9 protein-coding genes and 10 pseudogenes are annotated in these 15054 nt (G+C 60.3%); 10 read left to right on the top strand and 9 right to left on the bottom strand.

From position 1 onward, the window contains the following. Positions 1-19 precede the first annotated feature (19 nt). The 3 genes from ACVW1B_RS01190 to ACVW1B_RS01200 all read left to right on the top strand — a co-directional run bounded on the left by ACVW1B_RS01190 (position 20) and on the right by ACVW1B_RS01200 (position 2721). Positions 20-877: a tyrosine-type recombinase/integrase gene (locus ACVW1B_RS01190; RefSeq protein WP_375166997.1), complete on the top strand. Its 858-nt coding sequence runs from the start codon at positions 20-22 to the stop codon at positions 875-877. 190 nt (positions 878-1067) lie between these two features. Beyond that, entirely contained in the window at positions 1068-2414 is a 1347-nt protein-coding gene (locus ACVW1B_RS01195; protein ID WP_069280586.1) for an IS5 family transposase, read from the top strand. Next, on the top strand, positions 2401-2721 hold the full coding sequence (locus ACVW1B_RS01200) for a transposase zinc-binding domain-containing protein (RefSeq protein WP_309145038.1): 321 nt from the start codon (positions 2401-2403) through the stop codon (positions 2719-2721). The genes ACVW1B_RS01195 and ACVW1B_RS01200 overlap by 14 nt, the downstream gene beginning before the upstream one ends. 68 nt (positions 2722-2789) lie before the next feature. On the opposite strand, the gene istB is transcribed toward ACVW1B_RS01200, so the two are convergent. Next, positions 2790-3566, bottom strand: a complete 777-nt coding sequence (istB, locus tag ACVW1B_RS01205; protein WP_253609770.1) for an IS21-like element helper ATPase IstB — start codon at positions 3564-3566, stop codon at positions 2790-2792. Positions 3567-3583: 17 nt separating this feature from the next. After that, positions 3584-5134, bottom strand: a complete 1551-nt coding sequence (istA, locus tag ACVW1B_RS01210; protein WP_253603560.1) for an IS21 family transposase — start codon at positions 5132-5134, stop codon at positions 3584-3586. Positions 5135-5404: 270 nt separating this feature from the next. Here istA and ACVW1B_RS01215 point away from each other — a divergent pair. Further along, positions 5405-5509, top strand: a pseudogene (locus ACVW1B_RS01215) (transposase); the annotation flags it as partial. 64 nt (positions 5510-5573) lie between these two features. On the opposite strand, the pseudogene ACVW1B_RS01220 reads toward ACVW1B_RS01215, so the two are convergent. Next, positions 5574-5927, bottom strand: a pseudogene (locus ACVW1B_RS01220) (MFS transporter); the annotation flags it as partial. A gap of 257 nt (positions 5928-6184) precedes the next feature. On the opposite strand from ACVW1B_RS01220, the pseudogene ACVW1B_RS01225 reads away from it, so the two are divergent. The 3 pseudogenes from ACVW1B_RS01225 to ACVW1B_RS01235 all read left to right on the top strand — a co-directional run. Further along, positions 6185-6867 (top strand): annotated as a pseudogene (locus ACVW1B_RS01225) (transposase); the annotation flags it as partial. Positions 6868-6948: 81 nt separating this feature from the next. Beyond that, a pseudogene (locus ACVW1B_RS01230) lies at positions 6949-7880 on the top strand (IS630 family transposase). Positions 7881-7899: 19 nt separating this feature from the next. After that, positions 7900-8505 (top strand): annotated as a pseudogene (locus ACVW1B_RS01235) (IS5/IS1182 family transposase); the annotation flags it as partial. Between the two features lie 885 nt (positions 8506-9390). Here ACVW1B_RS01235 and ACVW1B_RS01240 read toward each other — a convergent pair. Both ACVW1B_RS01240 and ACVW1B_RS01245 read right to left on the bottom strand, forming a co-directional pair. Then, a pseudogene (locus tag ACVW1B_RS01240) lies at positions 9391-9696 on the bottom strand (Lrp/AsnC ligand binding domain-containing protein); the annotation flags it as partial. Between the two features lie 98 nt (positions 9697-9794). Further along, positions 9795-10888, bottom strand: a protein-coding gene (locus ACVW1B_RS01245; RefSeq protein WP_253603660.1) for an IS3 family transposase whose coding sequence is annotated in 2 segments (ribosomal slippage) — positions 9795-10639 and positions 10639-10888 — 1095 coding nt in all. Because the reading frame shifts where the segments join, the coding sequence is not laid out codon by codon here. A 94-nt stretch (positions 10889-10982) separates the two neighbouring features. Between ACVW1B_RS01245 and ACVW1B_RS01250 the strand changes: the two genes are divergently transcribed. Then, positions 10983-11192 carry a hypothetical protein gene (locus tag ACVW1B_RS01250; RefSeq protein WP_375167304.1) on the top strand — a complete coding sequence of 70 codons (210 nt, stop codon included), beginning with the start codon at positions 10983-10985 and terminating at the stop codon, positions 11190-11192. A gap of 34 nt (positions 11193-11226) precedes the next feature. Then, positions 11227-11457 (top strand): annotated as a pseudogene (locus tag ACVW1B_RS01255) (IS3 family transposase); the annotation flags it as partial. Positions 11458-11595: 138 nt separating this feature from the next. Here ACVW1B_RS01255 and tnpC read toward each other — a convergent pair. The 3 genes and pseudogenes from tnpC to tnpA form a co-directional block, all read right to left on the bottom strand. Further along, positions 11596-12753, bottom strand: a pseudogene (gene tnpC / locus ACVW1B_RS01260) (IS66 family transposase); the annotation flags it as partial. Positions 12754-12788: 35 nt separating this feature from the next. Next, positions 12789-13142 carry an IS66 family insertion sequence element accessory protein TnpB gene (tnpB, locus tag ACVW1B_RS01265; protein ID WP_253603553.1) on the bottom strand — a complete coding sequence of 118 codons (354 nt, stop codon included), beginning with the start codon at positions 13140-13142 and terminating at the stop codon, positions 12789-12791. Beyond that, positions 13139-13600 (bottom strand): IS66-like element accessory protein TnpA, encoded by a 462-nt coding sequence (gene tnpA, locus ACVW1B_RS01270; RefSeq protein ID WP_141343522.1) that lies wholly within the window; start codon positions 13598-13600, stop codon positions 13139-13141. The genes tnpB and tnpA overlap by 4 nt, the downstream gene beginning before the upstream one ends. Before the next feature lie 88 nt (positions 13601-13688). Here tnpA and ACVW1B_RS01275 point away from each other — a divergent pair. Further along, positions 13689-14148 (top strand): annotated as a pseudogene (locus ACVW1B_RS01275) (IS3 family transposase); the annotation flags it as partial. Positions 14149-14343: 195 nt separating this feature from the next. On the opposite strand, the pseudogene ACVW1B_RS01280 reads toward ACVW1B_RS01275, so the two are convergent. Next, positions 14344-14520 (bottom strand): annotated as a pseudogene (locus ACVW1B_RS01280) (ArsR family transcriptional regulator); the annotation flags it as partial. Positions 14521-15054 lie beyond the last annotated feature (534 nt).

Below are 15054 nucleotides of genomic sequence, written 5' to 3' on the forward strand. Positions count from 1 at the left end.
CGGCCCACAGGAGAGTCTTATGATCCCCGAACAACCCGGCCAACCCGCCGCAGCGGGCGAGAAGTTATGCCCCGGCGCCAGTTGTGGTATCGCCGACGTCAACTTGCCGCAGCACTCGATCAAATGGCGTGAGAAATCCGGGCTAGCCGCCAACTTAATACATACAGCTGTTGCGGCACTTCGCTTCACAAGGTCACGCTCAAGAAAGAATGGACCTTTGGAGCAGGCATCCCGCTTCTCAAAAAGCCACAGAAGCCCGAGCTGCGTGGATTGCAACAAACATCGGGTGATCCTGACCACCTGCTACGCGGCAGGCTTGCGCATTTCGGAGGCCGTCCGCCTAAAGGCCACCGCCATCGACAGTGCCCGCATGGTTGTTCACGTCGAGCAGGGTAGGGGGCGCAAAGATCCGTACGTGATGCTGTCGCCAGTGCTGCTGGAGATCCTGCGTAGCTGCTGGATTGCCGTTCGCGCGAAGGAGTGGCTATTCCCAGGCATTCACGACGATCGGCCGATCACGAAGGACGCGGTAAAAGCAGCCTGCCAAACGGCGCATCGCTTGGCCGGTCTCTCCAAACCTGTCACGCCGCATCCGCTTCGGCGCGCATTCGCTGTAGATCTCCTCGGATCCGGCACCGACTTGCGGACCATTCAAGCTCCTTCTCGGTTATCGCAGCTTCGCTACCACTGCCAAGTACTTGCGCATCGCTACCAACAAGGTCTGCGCGACGTCCAGCCTCTCTCGACCTCTTGCTGCAGCCAGTTCCCGCAGAACAGCAGCCAACGCCGCCAAAACACTTCTGATTTTTGGACCGATGGCCCGCTCGGGGCGGGAAGTGGCGGACATATTCCGCCGCCACGGCGCAGTCTATCCTGAGAGCTGTGGTGCCTCGCTATGTAGTCGCCTGTGAACAAGCCTGTAAGCGATTGAGCGGGAGTCTGTTTTTGGGATTTGACGGCGTTTGAGATTGCAGGGATTTGAGGCTTGATGGCCGCAAACCTTGCAAATTCGTTTTGTGGATTCCTCTCCGCTGTGAACCGTGCTTCTGTGGTGCACCGGAGGGATGATGCGGCCGAAGAAGCACAAGACGACGGGATCGAACGATCTGTTCCGGGCACGGCTGGACCAGATCATCAACATGAAGCACGAGCTCGTTCTGCTTGCCGGCAAGATCGACTGGGACTGGATCGACGGCGAGATCGCCCCGCTCTACAGCGAGAACGGCAGGCCGGGGATCGAGACCCGCTTCATGATCGGGCTGCTGTTGCTCAAGCACATTTACGGGCTGTCCGATGAGGGGGTGTGCGAGCGCTGGGTGCACGATCCGTACTTCCAGTTCTTCACCGGCGAAGAGTTTTTCCGGCACGTTTTCCCGCACGAGCGCTCGGACCTGAGCCATTGGCGCAAGCGGCTCGGCGACAAGCTGGAGCAGTTGTTGGCCGAGAGCCTTCGGGTGGCGCACGAGACCGGTGCGTTACGCAGCCAGGACCTCAAGCGGGTCACGGTCGACACCACAGTGCAACCAAAGGCCATCAGCTTCCCGACCGACGCCAAACTGCTGCATGCAGCGATCCGGGGGCTGAACCGCCTGGCGAGGAAGCACGGGGTCAAGCTGCGGCAATCCTATTGTCGCGTGGCCAAAAGCGCGGCGATGATGGCGGGCCGTTACGCTCATGCCAAACAGTTCAACCGGCATCAGCGGCAGCTGCGTATCCTGCGCAGCCGGCTGGGGCGGATCATCCGCGACATCCGCCGCAAGATCGAGGGCGAGGCGACGCTGGAGGAGGCGTTCGCCCTCCCGCTTGGCCGGGCCTCGCAGATCCGCTCGCAGCAGCAGCGCCAGCGCGGTTTCAAGCTTTATTCTTTCCATGCCCCGGAGGTGGAGTGCATCGGCAAGGGCAAGGCCGCCGCACCTTATGAGTTCGGCGTAAAGGCCTCCATCGTCACCAACAATCGCCGCGCCCCCGGTGGCCTGTTCGTGCTGCATGCCAGGTCGCTGCCCGACAACCCTTACGACGGTCACACGTTGCGGGATGTTATGGACCGCACCGAGACACTCACCGGCTGTGCGATCGAGCGGGCCTACGTCGACAAGGGCTACCGCGGCCACGACGCGCAAAATCCCCGCCGCGTCTTCATCTCCGGCCAGAAGCGCGGTGTTTTCGGCGCCATCAAGCGTGAGCTGCGCCGCCGCTCCGCCATTGAGCCCATCATCGGACACCTCAAAGCCGAAGGACACCTCGGCCGGTGCTACCTCAAGGGCCGCGCCGGCGATGCCGCCAACGTCGTTCTCTCCGCCGTCGGACACAACCTCCGTCGCATCCTCGCCTGGTTCAGAGAACTTTTGCGCCTGTTGTTGGTCTCGCTCTGGCGCACGCTCAACTGTCCAGCTCAGCTCAATCCGGCTTCTTAACGGTCGACTATGTACCGCACAGCGTCGCGTCATGAGCGCGATCGAACTCTGTCGAACTGCGGCACTTGGTGTCATGTTGAGCGGTGCCATCGATGCGACCACCAACGTGTCTGCTACAACAGCTGCCGTGATCGCCACTGCCCAAAAATGCCAATCGCTAGTTCGCGCCCAGTGGTCAGAGGACCGTCGACCCGAGATTCTCGACACCCAGTATTTCCATGTGGTTTTCACCCTAACGCAGCCCATCGCCGCCATTGCCCTTCAAATGCGTATTTCGCAAAAACGGGACAGCGGTTTCGCTAACTGACGGACAGCAGTTTCGCTAAATCGCGGACAGCGTGGCGGCGCTGGCTTTTGGTTGCCTGGTTGTTGAAGTCAGTTGATATTCGTTTCGCTGTTTTCGACGTCGGTCAAGGGGCGCGCGGCTTTTTTCCTTCGCATGCTGTCGCCTTCGAGGGCGATACGGTGGGAGTTGTGGATGATCCGGTCGAGGATAGCATCTGCGATGGTTGGCTCGCCGATCATGTCGTGCCATTGGGCAACGGGCAGCTGAGCGGTAATCAAGGTCGATTTGCGCCTGTAGCGCTCTTCGAAGATTTCGAGGAGATCAAGGCGCTGCTGGTCATTGAGGGTGTGGGTGCCCCAATCGTCGAGGATGAGCAACTGGACACGTGCAAGCTTATCGATGAGGCGCGGGAAGCGACCATCGAGACGGGCCATGGCGAGGTCTTCGAACAAGCGCGGCATACGCAAATAAAGGACGGAATGATCGAGCCTGGCCGCCTGGCGTCCGAAGGCACATGCCAACCAGGTTTTGCCAGTCCCCGTCAGGCCGGTGATGATGAAGTTCTCATGGGCTTTCAGCCAGGCGCCTTGCGCCAGCTGCAGGGTGTTGCGCCGGTCAAGGCCGCGGCGGGAAGCGAAGTCGACGTCTTCGATACAGGCGTCGACGAAGCGCAGCTTGGCTGCGGCCAGCCGATTGGTCAGGCGCCGGTCGGCACGCATGGCGGCTTCGCGATCGAGCATCAGGCCGAGCCACTCATCCCGGCTGAGATCGGCGGCATTGTCCTGTTCGGCTAGTTGCCGGTAAGCGGCCGCCATTCCGGCAAGGCCGAGCGCCTGCATCTGCTCGAGGGTCGGGTGGGTCAGCATCGCGATGTTCCTTTCCTTCATTGATAATAGCCCCCACCACGGATGTTGGCGTGCGAGGGGGTGGCTTTGACGGGTGCGGCAGCAGGGCTCGCGCGGTCGAGCCCGGATTTGAGGATCGCGCTCACCGAGGAGTAGCTGATCGCGTTGATGACGAGTGCCCGCTCGCAGGCCGCTTCGAGCCGATCGCGCTCGTAGCGCCGTGCCAGGGCGATGATCCCCATGGCGGAGCGATAACCCTGCTCGGGATGCGGGCGCTCACGCATCATCCGCTCGACCAGAGTGGCGGTGTTGACGCCGATCCGCGCTGCCATCTTGATCAAGCTCGCCGGCGTCATATTGGCATAACGCTGATGGGCCTTGGGCATGTGCTCGTTCACGGTGACATGGCCGCTGCGCTGAGAGCGGCGCACATGGCTGGCAACACGCGTGTGATCCTGGAAGATCTCGACGGCTCGATAGGTGAGCCGGATGTCCACCCGACGGCCGATCAGCCGGTGCGGCACCGAGTAAAAGGTCTTGTCGACTTCGACGCGATAATCGGGGTGGACCTTCGCCGTTTTCCACTCGGCGTATTCGAACGGCTCGCCCGGCAGCGGCGTCAACGCAGCGCGCTCGATCTCCTCGAACAGCTGCCGGCGGGATTTGCCGATATGGCGCATCGGCCGATGGTTCAGCTCCTCCAGCAGACCGCCGATCGCAGTATTGAGATCGGTCAGGTTGAAGAACCGCCGATGGCGCAGCCGTGCCAGAATCCAGCGCTCAACAATCAGCACCGCGCCTTCAACCTTGCCCTTGTCGCGCGGCTTGCGGCTGCGGGTCGGCAAAATCGTCGTGTCGTAGTGCTCGGCCATGGCGGCAAAGGTTTGGTTGAGCGTCGGCTCGAACCACAACGCCTTGACGACCCCGGCCTTCAGATTGTCGCAGACGATCGCCTTGGGAACTCCGCCGAAGTACGACAAGGCTCGGGTCTGGCCTTCGATCCAATCTGGTAGTCGCTGACCGAAGCTCCCCATAGCGAAGGTCAGCGACGAGGCCCCGAGCACCGCGACAAATATCTGCGCCTGACGGATCTCGCCGGTTTGCGGATCGATCACCTCCACCGTCGGACCGGCATAGTCGGTCTGCATCACTGCACCCGCCGCGTGGCGATGACGGAAGGTCGGGTTCGCCCGGCGCCGATAGGCGTCGAACTTCTCGCAGAACCACGTGTAACCATAGCCGTCGGGATGCGCCGTCCGGTATTCCTGCCACAGCAGCGTCAGCGTCACGCCCTTGCGCTTGAGCTCCTGCGCCACCCGTGGCCACTCTGGCTCGCTCAAGTCCTGCGGGGGGCGCCCGACCCGCCGGAACAAGGCTCGCTGCAAGGCCGCCTCGCTCTCGTAAATCGGCGGCAGCGGCCAGCTCAAACCCGCTTCACGCGCTCGCAGCAGGTAGGTGGCAACCGAACTCTTGCTGATCTGCAGCCGTTCCGAGATCTCCCGAACCGACAGGTCCTGCTCGTACGTCAGCCTCAGGATCGATCGTAGGTCCTTCACAGTGGTTCGTTTCGCTTGCTTCCGTCTCGGCATTGCCCCTCTCAAACTCAGCTTGAGAGAGAACATTGCCTGAACGGCGCTCCCGAAAACCAACCTCCCGCAACTGTCCGCGATTTAGCGGAATCCCTGTCCCGGAATTACTGAAATCGCTGTCCGCGAATTAGCGAAATTGCTGTCCGGAAATTGCCGAAACACGCATTCAAAACAAGGAGATCGTCTACAACACTCTTTTCCGGACCGCGGGCAAGGCGTTGCGCGCCGGCTGGCGCCAAGCATCTGGGCGCTCAGATCGGATTCTTCGCGGTGCTTCACACTTGGGGCCAGGCACGTTTTCACTATCCGCATCTGCACTGCCTGGTCCGGGGCGGGTATTTCCATGGATGGCACGCGATGATTTCCGGTCGGCGAAAGTTCTTCCTGTTCTCGTGCCGGCGCGTCTGTTCCGTCGATTGTTTCTCGATATATCCGCAAGGCTTTGCCAGGCCGGGTACATCAATGCCCACGCCGCTACCGACCACAACACAAAGGACCAGCAACAAATTTGGCGTGGTGAGGTGCAGCCACTGGAGAGCAGTTAGCGCCGTCACGCCGCAAAGCACGATCAAGAGCCCAACCAGTGCCACAGGCGCCGATCATGCATGTCGGCAATGGGCCAGCGGGCAGCGCGATCAGCATCACTGTACGTTGTCGTCTGCACCAGCGCCTTGATGTCATCTCAGTCAATCGCCCAAGCCGCGCCCACCCCTCGGATCATGATACCGAGATTTGACAAGATGCTCGCTAGCCAGATACGCCGAAAGGCAGCATAGGGCAGCGGAGTGGTGATGCCGTTGACGTCTGGAGGTTAGGCTGACGACGCATGTCGGCTCATGCTTCGCTTCCAATGACTTGCTTATCGATCCGGACTAGAGATGGTTCGGCAAGCTATGCCCGTTGCAGCATCCTACACGAGATCTTTTCGAAATAGCGGCGCCATCCTTCGGTTAGCGCGATGGTGCTCCGCGTCTGGACAACTGTCGAGGTCGGTTTGATGCGGCATTTCCTACTCGACCATGATTTCGATTGTGAGATTGCTACTGCTCTATCCGTCAACAGACGACGGGATCGAACGATCTGTTCCGGGCACGGCTGGATCAGATCATCAACATGAAGCACGAACTGGTTCTGCTTGCCGACAAGATCGATTGGGACTGGATCGACGGAGAGATCGCCCCGCTCTACAGCGAGAATGGCAGACCGGGGATCGAGACCCGCTTCATGACGGGCTGTTGTTGCCCAGGCCATTTATGGACTGTCCGATGAGGGGGTCTGCGATCCGTACTTCCAGTTCTTCACCGGCGAAGAGTTTTTTCCCGCACGAGCGCTCGGACCTGAGCCATTGGCGCAAGCGGCTCGGCGACAAGCTGGAGCGGTTGTTGGCCGAGAGCCTTCGAGTGGCGCACGAGGCCGGTGCGTTGCTCAGCCAAGACCTCAACCGGGTCACGGTCGACGCCACAGTGCAGCCGAAGGCGATCAGCTTCCCGACCGACGCCAAACTGCTGCATGCAGCGATCCGGGGCTTGAACCGCCTGGCGAGGAAGCAGGGAGTCAGGCTGCGGCAATCCTACTCTCGCGTGGCCAAAGGCGCGGCGATGATGGAGGGCCGTTACGCTCATGCCAAACAATTCAAGCGGCAGCTGCGCAGCCGGCTGGGTCGGATCATCCGCGACATCCGCCGCAAGACCAAGGGCCAGCCAGCACTGGCGGAGACGTTCGCTCTGCCGCTAGAGAGCATGTTGTTTTTTCGCAATCCCAGCGGGAGCGATTTCTGATTCAAACTCCGTGCTGGAGAACGGGGGCCAGCATGGATGACGCGACCCTATTCAGAAGACCTTCGTGAACGGGCTCTGGCGCGAGCTGATGCAGGAGAGACAGTTCGTTCGATTGCAGAGGCGCTTCAGATCAGCCCGTCCTGTGTAACGAAGTGGAAGAATCTGAGACGGGAGACTGGGGGCGTTTCGCCCGGCAAGATCGGCGGTCACAAGAAGCCGGTTCTGTCCGGTGCCAATGCTGATTGGCTGCGCAAGCGCGTTCTCTCGGGACCATTCACTTTGCGGAAGCTGACACAGGAACTGGCGGCGCGCGGGATCAAGACCGATGTGCGGGCGGTGTGGACGTTTGTGCATGCCGAAGGGCTGAGCTTCAAAAAAAACGATCCTGCCAGTCGAACAAGATCGCCCCGACATCGCCCGTAAGCGGACACGCTGGAAGGCCCATCAAGGCAAGATTGACGCTTCACGCCTGATCTTTATCGACGAGACCTGGATCAAGACCAATATGGCGCCACTGCGCGGTTGGGGACCGAGTGGACAGCGGCTCCAAGCATCCGCGCCTTTCGGTCACTGGAAGACCATGACTTTCATCGCAACGCTGCGGCACGACTAGATCAGCGCACCTTGGGTCATCGACGGCCCCATCAATGGCGAACTCTTCACCCTCTATGTCGAGAAGGTGTTGGCCCCAACTCTGGCAAAAGGTGAGGTCGTCATCCTCGACAATCTTGGCAGTCACAAGGGCAAGTCCGCTCGCAATGCGTAGCGCACCTGCTCTTCCTGCCGCCCTACAGTCCCGATCTCAATCCGATCGAACAGGTCTTCGCCAAGCTCAAACATCTGATGCGAGCCGCAGAACCGCGCGATGTCGAGGCAACCTGGCGCAAGGTCGGCGAACTCCTCGACCTCTTTTCTGCACAAGAGTGCGCCAACTATCTCAAAAAAACTCAGGCTATGTTTCCGTATAAAAACAGCGTGCTCTCTAGCCGGGCCCCCCAGATCCGCTCGCCGCAGCAGCGCCAGCGCGGCTTCAAGCTTTATTCCTTCCATGCCCCGAAGGTAGAGCGCATAGGCAAGGGCAAGGCCTCCGCGCCTTACGAGTTCGGGGTGAAGGCCTCCATCGTCACCAACAATCGCCGGGCTCCCGGCGGCCCGTTCGTGCTGCACGCCAGGCCGCTGCCCGACAACCCGTACGACGGACACACCTTGCGGGACGTCCTTGACCGTACCGAGACACTCACCGGCTGTGCGATCGAGCGGGCTTATGTCGACAAGGGCTACCGCGGCCACGACGCGCAAAATCCCCTGCCGCGTCTTCATCTCCGGCCAGAAGCGCAGCGTCTTCGGCGCCATCAAGCGCGAGCTGCGCCATCGCTCCGCCATTGAGCCCTCATCGGACACCTCAAAGCCGAAGGACACCTCGGCCGGTGCTATCTTAAAGGCCGCCCCGGCGATGCTGCCAACGTCATCCTCTCAGCTGTCGGCCGCGATTTCCGCCGCATCCTCGCCTGGTTCAGAGAACTCTTGCGCCTGTTGCTGGTCTTGCTCTGGCGCACGCTCAACTGTCCAGCTCAGCTCAATTCGGCTTCTTAACGATCGACTAGAGGAACCTCGTATGAGGCCCTTGAAAGCTCGACTTCCTGCGCTTTCCATGGCCTTGTCAGAGCCGATGGGGCACGCAATTGCTTTGGCAACATAATGAAATACAAGCTCCGATTGAAAAACCTTCCAAATCGTTTTTCCGCTCTTTAGTATTGCCTTCGCGACATCGCTTCACATTGACTGTTATCCCGACAATGCATTGTTCGCGAAGCACTCGGGCATTGAAGAGAAATAGTTGATGTTCATGTTTGTGGAAGTTTCGGCGCAGCCTTGAAATCTGTCAACGGGAAAACTCGCTGGTTAGTCCGCTAGCACTGATATTGTCGCATACGGCGGCAATTGCCACAGCTTTGCCGGCTGAAATGTTAGCATCCCTGGCACGTATCAGAACTGTGGCCTTCTTAAGCCAGTGCGTGGACAAGCAGCGAAAGATGGCTGATCGGGATTCCCGAGATCGAGAAATTTGTGATCGCCCGCGCAGTCTGAACCATAGTAAGCCTCGTTCCGGACCTCCATTTCTCCTAGACTATCGACTTTGCGGCGTGCATTCATGCTCTCTCTTTGAACGGCGGTTAGCATCCTTGGAATTGAGCCCTTTGTCCTTCACCGGGCTACACAAGGTTTTGGAAGCCGCAACAGGCTTACGCTGACAACAACTTTGTGGTGCTGGTGATGGGTTTGCAAAGAAACTCGGAAAAAGGTCGGCGCGACATTCGTGTGTCTTAATCTCTTTGGAGAGCCGATCCGATAAGAGCCACTCATGCTAGCGCCGACAAGGAGACAGGCTAGAGGAGTCGCAATGAGGATTTTTTGCATTCTGCGCACTGAGGGACGAAATAGCGCGCAAAGGCATGGATCAGCGGGGTGAGAGACTGATCAATCTTCGGACGGAGCCTCAATTTGGAATGGCAAAGCCTGCCTTCACCCGATCCATTATGACCATCGTGTTGAAGCCCTTGATGTCCGGAAGGATCGTCGAGTGAACTGCTCATAATCGTTCATGGTACGTGCGGTAACGTATAGGACTAAGTCAGCGCCGTCCGTGACGTAAAATCCATTGACGACGTCAACCGATGTTTTGATGGCCTTCTTCAGCTTATCGATTATGTCTGCGCGCTCCTACTCCAAACTCACCAGCACAAGCGTTTGAATAGGTCTTCCTATAGCCCTGGGTGAGATGACCTGCCACTGAACTTTCATCCAGCGGCAGTCAGAGTCTCGGTGGTTTGTGCAGCGAGACCGAACTTTGGGCCACCCAGAACTAGAGTTTTGCGCCTTGGTCACGTTGGCGGGCTGGTTGCGCCGACGTGGTTTTGCAGCAAAATCGGCGGTCGATTGCCGATCGCCCCGTGGGGCCGTTCTTCATTGTAGTATCTGCGCCAATCCTCCACTTTTTGCTGGGCGTCCGCAAGGGACAGGAACCAGTGGGCGTTGAGGCATTCGGCCCGGAAGCGACCATTGAAGGCCTCGATGAATGCGTTGTCGGTTGGCTTGCCGGGCCGCGAGAAGTCCAGCGTGACGCCGCGCTGGTAAGCCCACAGATCAAGATCGCGCGACACGAACTCGCTGCCTTGATCGACCCGGATCGTTGCCGGGAAGACCACTTCCTTGCAGGCCCTTTCCAGCACCTCCGCGACGTCGCTGCCGCGGAAGGTGAACCGTGGCGCCAGCGTCGGCGAGAAGCGGGAGAAGGTATCGATGATCGTAAGCACGCGAAGCTTGTGTCCCGTCGCCAGCTGGTCATGGACGAAGTCCATTGCCCAGGTCTCGTTCGATCGTGTGGCCGGCCTGCGGTCATCGCGCAGCTTGGCCTTGACCCGGCGCTTGGGCGTCTTATTGCGCAATTGCAGGCCCAATTCGCGATAGATGCGGCGCGTCTTGTTTTGCCCATGGCGCCAGCCCTCGCGGCCGAGCAGGACGTGAACACGACGGTAGCCGTAGCGAATGCGGACATGACAGATCTCCTTGATCTTCTGTTCGAGGGCAGCCTGGCCGGAGCGACCGGGCTTGTAGTGATAGGTCGAGCGGTCAAACTCGAGAGCGTTACAGGCCCTGCGGATCGACACCTGCCACCCGCCACAGACCTCGTCGACCAGCTTGCGCTTCCGGCCAGGCTTCATAGCTATCGGCGGATCACATCCTGCAGCATCTCCTTGTCGAGCGACAGGTCCGCCACCAGCTTCTTCAGCTTGCCGTTCTCCTCCTCGAGCTGCTTCAGCCGTCGCATCTCCGTCGGCAGCAGCCCGTCGTATTTCTTCTTCCAGTTGAAGTAGGTCGCCTGGCTGATCCAGGCCTTGCGGCAGATCTCCGCCACCGCAACCGCGTCACTGCCCTGCTTCAGGATGAACTGAACCTCCTCCGAATGAGTGGACACCTGTAGTAGGCTCGGAGAGCCAGGAGGTCGAATGCAAGGTTGTGAACGTCGGTCATTCACGGAGGACTATAAGCGCCAAGCCGTTGAGCTCGTGATGTCGAGCGGTCGCTCGGTCCCGTCGGTGGCCAAGGAATTCGGTCTGCGCGATTCGGTGCTGCGACGCTGGGTAGACAAGGTCAGGAGCCGACATCGGCGGCGTGGCGCCCCACCACGCAGGCGACGCCGATGTCGGCGGACCAGGCTGCGGAGATCGCCCGGCTGCGCCAGGAGAACGAACGGCTACGCATGGAGCGCGACATTTTAAAAAAGTCGATCGCGATCTTTGCCGGAACCCGGACATGAGCTTCCGCTTCATCGAGGATCACCGCAACGTGTATCCGGTTCGTCTGATATGTGAGGTGCTCGAGGTCTCGCCGGCCGGCTATTACGCTTGGCGCACGCGACCGGTGAGCGAACGGACACAAGCCAATGCCACGCTGCTGGCTGAGGTCCGGCAGGTCTATCAGGACAGTGGCGGGCGCTATGGCAGTCGGCGAATCCATGCCGCTCTGACGTCGCAGGGACGCGGCACCAGCCGTGGCCGGATCGAGCGGATGATGCAGCGGCATGGCATCCGAGCCATCATGGCGCCACCACGCCGGGTTCGCACCACCGACAGCCGTCATGACCTGCCGATCGTACCGAACCTGATCATGCGCGACTTCACGGCGCCTGCTCCGAATCGGGTCTGGCTCGCCGACACTGCTGCCACGGATCTCTGCTTCGATGGCATAGACCGCCTGCAGGCGCTCGATCACTTCGCGCGCGAACGGCGACTGGGTCGTCTTATACACCTCGACGAATTTGCGGCGGGCGTGGGCGAGACAAAAGGCGAGTTGGATCGCGCCGCCATGATCGCGGGCGAGCGCTTTGTAGGCGGCATAACCGTCGACCTGCAGAATGCCGGAAAAGCCCATCAACTGTCTGGCGATCTCCGCCGTGCCGCGGCCGTCGGCGAACACGTAGGCCACCGCCGGCGGCGAGGGACCGCCCCATGGCCGGTCATCCATGGCATGCGCCCAGAACTGGCAGATGCGCGGGCGATGTCGTCCGGGATCGAGCACCGGCATCGGCGTCTCGTCGCAGAACAGGCGCGGCGCGGCCTGGATCGTGCGCAGCTGAAGCGCATAGAGGCTCCTGAGCCACCAGGCCGCACGCTTCACCCAGCCGGCAAGCGTCGCCCGGTCGAGATGGACACCCTGGCCGGCCAGAATTTGCACCTGTCGGTACAGCGGCAGATACCAGGCGAACTTCGAGACTACCACGTGGCTCACGAGTGCGGTCGAAGCCATGCCGCTCTCGATCAGGCGCGGCAGCACCTTCGCCTGGATCACACCATCGGTGCAGCGGCGGCAGCCGTACTTGGGACGGACCGTCCGCAGCACCCGCAGGATCGCCGGGATGATGTCCAGCACCTCGCTGACGTCCTCGCCGATCTTGTGAAGCTGGCCCTGGCAACACGGGCATGCGGTCGCCTCCGGCTCCAGCACATGCTCGCAGCGCGGCAGGTGCTTTGGAAGCGCGCCGATGTTGCGGCGCGCCTTCTTCCGCAGTGGCTTGCCGGGCGGCTTTGCCGCAGCTGCATCGTCGTTGGCAGCTGCAGGCGGCGTGACGTCGGTCTCAAGATCGCCAAGCTCAAGCGCGAGCTGCTCGGCCACGAGCGCGGCAAGCCGCTCCGAGCGCTTCCCGAAGATCATGTCCTTGAACGTTTGCATTGCTACGCGCAGCGTCTCGTTCTCAGCGTCAAGCGCGAGCACCATCTCGGTCAGAGCTGCCGGATCGGTCGGGAGAGTGTCGGGGCGAATCGCCATGACCAGACGATACATCCGTGCGACCCATGCTCCAGTGAAATCCTCACTTCTCAGCCGACAATGGCCGGCTGCTTCACAGGCTTGGGCGACACACGCGTCCACTTGAGCCCGTCGAGTAGCATCGCAAGCTGCGTCGCACTGAGATGCACAACGCCGTCGCGGATCGGCGGCCAGGTGAAACGCCCCTGGTGCAACCACTTCGTTACCAACACCATGCCGCTGCCGTCCCACGCCAGAAGCTTCACTCTGTCCATGCGCTTGCTGCGGAACACGAAGACGTCGCCGCAATATGGGTTCGCGCGCAGTGCTTCGCTCACCAGCGCCGACAGCGTATGCACCGACTTACGAAAGTCGACCGGCTGGGCCGCCAGCACCACCTTGAGGTCTGACCGTAGAGCAATCACCGGATCCCTCGAAGCGCCGATAGCACCACCGAAAGCGTCGCCAGTTCCACCCCCGGCTCGACCCGGATGCGCGCCCCGTTCACCTCGATCTCGACCACTCCACAGACCTTGGCCGGCGGCGTGGCAATCTCCACGGGCTTCGTCTGTACCGGCGAAATACACTCGGACTTGCCAACCCTCCCGCCATCGCTCTCGGCGCCAATTTGGATAGGCACGAAGTTCTGGGCTTTGCCGGCCAGCGCCGCCGCTACCTGGCGTCGCCACACCGTGAGCAGTCCGCGAGAAACGCCATTGCGCCGCGCCACCTCGGAGATGTTCGCCCCCTCCTCAAAGCTCTCTGCCGCGATCCGGGCCTTCTCCTCGCTCGTCCACCGTCGCCGCCGGCGCTCCCCAGTGATCACCTCAACGCGGCGATAAGAGTCACCTTCCTGCCTGGCATCAAGCATGGCATTTGCCATCGCGCCACCTCCACCGATCAGCTCTTGCCAGCCTATATCGCAGACAAGCTTCGTCACTGCGAGGTGAGGCCCTCATGCCGGTTACCTTCTTACTCCATTCCCGACCGCGGAAGGCTGGGTGTACCTGGCGGCTGTGATGGACCTCTTCAGCCGTAAGATCGTCGGCTGGGCCATGGGCGATCACATGCGCACGGAACTCGCCTCGTCGGCCCTGACGATGGCGATCCAACAGCAACGACCAGAAGCTGGATTGATCCATCACTCCGATCGCGGGGTGCAGTATGCCTCACACGCTTACCGCCAAGCCCTCACCACCGCCAGGATCACCGCATCAATGAGCCGCAAGGCCGACTGTTACGACAACGCCCCGATGGAGAGCTTCTTCCACACCCTCAAGACCGAGCTCGTCCATCATCGTGACTACCAGACCCGCGCCCAGGCAATGCGCGACGTCTTTGCCTATTATCGAGGGCTTCTACAACCGCACCCTGCTCCATTCCGCCATCGGATATGCCACTCCGATCGAGATGGAGCGAAAAGCAGCTTAACCCTGTCTACTTTTTTGGGGGAAGATCAAACGCCTTCTGGGCGTCCGAAAACCTCGAGGCCTTCATCGTCCTTAGCTCCTCCCAGCCCAGGAATCGATGCGAAAAACTCTAGCCAAAATGGTCCAGTTTGCCGGCCTCAGATCATGCTCAGGCCGGACTCTAACTCCATCTGGAGGAAATACTCAGGGGCAGGTCAGAGACGATTGAGACGTCGGCCTTGATAGTATCTTCCGAACGAAGCCTCTTTAACCCTCGTTGACACGCGGTAGCAAAAAGCTGGGCGAGTTCGCCGCTAACCTTGGAGGTTAGGCGGTTATCCTTTTGTACGGTCTCGAGAATGCGGGTGTCTATTCGATCGTATTGCGCGGTCATGCTCCAAGTGAATTCCGCCAAAAATGCCTACATATTGCAGGAAACTGTCCGAACGACCTAAAATGGGACGAAAATATGTTGTGTCACATTGATATCATGAATGCTTACGGAATTCATTGATCCGCGAGGATTTTCGTGGCTAGTCAAGCCGTTCGGCGCAAAAATCCGTTTCTGGTCGGTCTCGCTGTGAGACGTTTGCGGGAGGTTCGTCGCCGTGATTGTCGCCTGCAGGGCGGGCTCGTCGACAGTCACTTGGTTGCCGGCGAGCAAAGAGGCGCTGTAAGCAACAAGGCTGGGAAGAGATGGCCGCGGATTGCTCGCTGCAGTGCCGCCGGTATGCATCTCACAGTCGCGGCAACTGAACGATCGTTTGGCAAGCGAGAGCTATTGTTACCGCGAGGCGCGGGCGACCCGCGCGTCGTATTCCATCGATATCACGACGTTCCGTGCTTGCTGCACTTGTGAAGGTACGCAAATGGCTCCATCGCGATAGTCTCGCAGAGCTTCACGGTCAGCTAAATCTTGCTCAATTCG

The sequence above is a fragment of the Bradyrhizobium sp. USDA 4502 genome, from assembly GCF_054063355.1.